2 rRNA genes are annotated in these 1413 nt (G+C 53.6%); both read right to left on the bottom strand.

The annotated features are described in order from the left end of the window. Positions 1–3 precede the first annotated feature (3 nt). Positions 4–119: ribosomal RNA gene (gene rrf, locus TRP66_RS23400) — 5S ribosomal RNA — on the bottom strand. Between the two features lie 134 nt (positions 120–253). Continuing rightward, positions 254–1413 (bottom strand): 23S ribosomal RNA (locus TRP66_RS23395); the annotation flags it as partial.

The raw sequence follows: 1413 nt of genomic DNA, 5'->3' as shown, positions 1-1413 counted from the left end.
GAATCTTGACGATGACCTACTCTCACATGGGGAAACCCCACACTACCATCGGCGATGCATCGTTTCACTGCTGAGTTCGGGATGGGATCAGGTGGTTCCAATGCTCTATGGTCGTCAAGAAATTCTGGTGCCGGTGCGTCTTGCGACGTGCCAGCGAATGGGTATGTGATGCTTTGTGAGCCGCAGTTTTCGGCAGATGTCATCTTCACAGTCACCGCAATCTGGCCTTAAGCGCAAATTGCTTGGGTGTTATATGGTCAAGCCTCACGGGCAATTAGTATGGGTTAGCTCAACGCCTCACAGCGCTTACACACCCCACCTATCAACGTCGTAGTCTTCGACGGCCCTTCAGGGAACTCAAGGTTCCAGTGAGATCTCATCTTGAGGCAAGTTTCCCGCTTAGATGCTTTCAGCGGTTATCTTTTCCGAACATAGCTACCCGGCAATGCCACTGGCGTGACAACCGGAACACCAGAGGTTCGTCCACTCCGGTCCTCTCGTACTAGGAGCAGCCCCTCTCAAATCTCAAACGTCCACGGCAGATAGGGACCGAACTGTCTCACGACGTTCTAAACCCAGCTCGCGTACCACTTTAAATGGCGAACAGCCATACCCTTGGGACCGGCTTCAGCCCCAGGATGTGATGAGCCGACATCGAGGTGCCAAACACCGCCGTCGATATGAACTCTTGGGCGGTATCAGCCTGTTATCCCCGGAGTACCTTTTATCCGTTGAGCGATGGCCCTTCCATACAGAACCACCGGATCACTAAGACCTACTTTCGTACCTGCTCGACGTGTCTGTCTCGCAGTCAAGCGCGCTTTTGCCTTTATACTCTACGACCGATTTCCGACCGGTCTGAGCGCACCTTCGTACTCCTCCGTTACTCTTTAGGAGGAGACCGCCCCAGTCAAACTACCCACCATACACTGTCCTCGATCCGGATCACGGACCTGAGTTAGAACCTCAAAGTTGCCAGGGTGGTATTTCAAGGATGGCTCCACGCAGACTGGCGTCCACGCTTCACAGCCTCCCACCTATCCTACACAAGCAAGTTCAAAGTCCAGTGCAAAGCTATAGTAAAGGTTCACGGGGTCTTTCCGTCTAGCCGCGGATACACTGCATCTTCACAGCGATTTCAATTTCACTGAGTCTCGGGTGGAGACAGCGCCGCCATCGTTACGCCATTCGTGCAGGTCGGAACTTACCCGACAAGGAATTTCGCTACCTTAGGACCGTTATAGTTACGGCCGCCGTTTACCGGGGCTTCGATCAAGAGCTTCGCTTGCGCTAACCCCATCAATTAACCTTCCGGCACCGGGCAGGCGTCACACCCTATACGTCCACTTTCGTGTTTGCAGAGTGCTGTGTTTTTAATAAACAGTCGCAGCGGCCTGGTATCTTCGACCGGCG

Origin of the sequence: Pseudomonas sp. JDS28PS106 (assembly GCF_036706555.1) — a bacterium.
Classification (GTDB): domain Bacteria; phylum Pseudomonadota; class Gammaproteobacteria; order Pseudomonadales; family Pseudomonadaceae; genus Aquipseudomonas.
This window is presented reverse-complemented; position numbering and strand designations above follow the sequence as displayed.